This is a genomic window from Candidatus Nitrotoga sp. 1052 (assembly GCF_927312905.1).
Taxonomy (GTDB): domain Bacteria; phylum Pseudomonadota; class Gammaproteobacteria; order Burkholderiales; family Gallionellaceae; genus Nitrotoga.
This window is the reverse complement of the sequence record NZ_CAKMHQ010000090.1, coordinates 1-2037: the sequence shown is the minus strand read 5'-3', so window position 1 is coordinate 2037 and position 2037 is coordinate 1. Positions and strand designations below refer to the sequence as shown.

The 2037-nt window shown below is 56.0% G+C and carries 4 protein-coding genes; 1 reads left to right on the top strand and 3 read right to left on the bottom strand.

The window, feature by feature from the left end; all coding sequences use genetic code 11:
- Window positions 1-198 (top strand): hypothetical protein (locus MJ768_RS14550; RefSeq protein ID WP_239292750.1); only part of this gene is annotated, 198 nt, incomplete at its 5' end.
- Here the strand turns inward: MJ768_RS14550 and MJ768_RS14545 are convergent.
- The 3 genes from MJ768_RS14545 to MJ768_RS14535 all read right to left on the bottom strand — a co-directional run.
- Entirely contained in the window at window positions 149-1228 is a 1080-nt protein-coding gene (locus MJ768_RS14545; protein WP_239292748.1) for an IS91 family transposase, read from the bottom strand. The genes MJ768_RS14550 and MJ768_RS14545 overlap by 50 nt on opposite strands.
- Window positions 1225-1452 (bottom strand): tyrosine-type recombinase/integrase, encoded by a 228-nt coding sequence (locus MJ768_RS14540; RefSeq protein WP_239292746.1) that lies wholly within the window; start codon window positions 1450-1452, stop codon window positions 1225-1227. The genes MJ768_RS14545 and MJ768_RS14540 overlap by 4 nt, the downstream gene beginning before the upstream one ends.
- A partial coding sequence (locus MJ768_RS14535) for a tyrosine-type recombinase/integrase (protein ID WP_239292743.1) occupies window positions 1442-2037 on the bottom strand: 596 nt, incomplete at its 5' end. The genes MJ768_RS14540 and MJ768_RS14535, both read right to left, overlap by 11 nt.

Below are 2037 nucleotides of genomic sequence, written 5' to 3'. Positions count from 1 at the left end.
CCCCAAATTCCACCGCTAAAAGTTGCCATTGCAGCAACCTGTTCCGCTCAACCTGCCATTCTTAATGTGTTTTTACCTGATTTCACCCTTTTGCAGGGCGAGTGCGCCCGTGCCTGCCAAGCCCGGCAGGTTGGCGGTGTGCGTTGCGTTACATGGCCATCTCCCTGTCCGGTGCGGGAGTCCGTAATCGGTGGGTGAATGTTTTGATGCGGGTGCGGATAATCTTCATTTCCCCGCCACAACATTTACAGCGTATCGCCGGGCGTGATTGCCGTAAGGGGAGCACGACACGTTTGCGCAGTTGGACCAACGGGATCAGTTTGCTATTGGGGTGCAGAAAGCCGAAGTTGCGGGCGCGGCGGAAACCTTTGGGCAGAATGTGTTGCAGGATCAGGCGCAGGAATGCCACGCCGCTGAGAGTGCGGGTTTCGATCTGTTTGGTCAGGCTGTTCTGATAGCGAAACGTTACCCGACCTTGCTGGCAGGACAGGATGTCTTTCTCCTGTATCACGCCCCGATACAGATAACGCCCGAGGTAAATCAGTGCCTGTCGGCCTGAGCCGACCGCTTTGCAATCCACCACCCACTTGGTGGGATAAGCGTCCGGCAGTTTCAATCCGGCTTGTTCGATGCCCGCCAGCATTTTGGCGCGGAATACTTTCGCCAGTGCTTTGTGGTCAAACAGATAACCTCCGTCTTTGTTGCGCCACAGCCGCCGTTTGTTGTCGAACGCGGCGGATGGCATCACCAGGTGCACATGCGGGTGATAATCCAGCCGGCGGTTGTGGGTGTGCAGCACGGTCACCGCACCGGTGGTGCCGCGCAGTTTTCTGTCATTCCGGCTGAAAGTGTTGACGGTCTCCCACGCGCTGCGGGTGATCAGGTCATACATCACGCGCTGTTGCTGCCAAGCAAGCGTACGGAACTGGGCGGGCAAGGTGAACGTCACCAGGAAGTAATTGCCGGGAATCAGCTTTTGCAACTGCTGGTCTATCCAGCGTTGCGATTCATGCGCCTGACAATGCGGGCCGTGGCGATGCCCACAGGAGTGCGGTAGATAACTTTGCTCCTGGCAATTATCACAACCCAGTTGCATCTTGGGGCTCATGCTGCTGCGGCAAATTTGAAAGGATTTTAACGCCGCCAATTGGCCGGGTAACAGGCGATGGCCATCTTGTGCGATAAGCTCGGCTGCATGGGTGTCAACAATGTGTGCCAGCCGGATCATTTGACGATCCCCCAGTGGATTGATATCTGGCCTACCAGAGCATTGATGCGGTCTGCGGCGTTATCTTTGGTATGGTCGGTGAGGTGGGTGTAACGGAGGGTGGTGAGAATGGATTGATGCCCGAGGATTTTTTGCACTTCCAGCAGATCAACGCCTGCTTCGATCAGGTGGGTGGCATAACTGTGGCGCAAGCTGTGTGGCGTAATTCTTTTTTTAAACCGCAATCGCGGGTGACCTGGCGCAAGGTGGTCTGGATGCCACCACGATCCAGCGGGGTGGTGGCCAGGTGGGCTTTTTTGAGTCCGCACTTCCTGGTTGGGGAAGAGCAATGCGGGGTTGCGGTGGGTCTGCCAGAAACGGCGCAATATCTGCAAGGTGTTCTCCGGCAGGCAACGGGACAAAGCGGTCTCGATTGCCTTTGGCGTTACGCACCTGCACCCGCATCCGGTCCGCATCAATGTCCCCGGCTTGCAAACGCAACCCTTCGCCCAGCCGCAAACCCAGACTGTACAGGGTGAAGAAAAATACGCGATAACTGAGCACCCGCGTGGCCATGAATATCTGTTGGGCCTGTGGCACGGTAATAATATCCGGCAGTGTGTGCGACTTGGGCGGTTTGACCAGATCCGCGCCCGGCCAGGGTTTATTCAATACTTGGACGTAATAAAACTTCAGCCCATACAGGTCATGCTTGAGCGAACTCCAGGAGAGCGAATCGACGATATGGTCGAAATAATCGGTCAACTGAAGCCTGGTCAAATCATCAATCCGATAATCAAAATAGTCCCCGGCTCGACGTACGCCGTGTG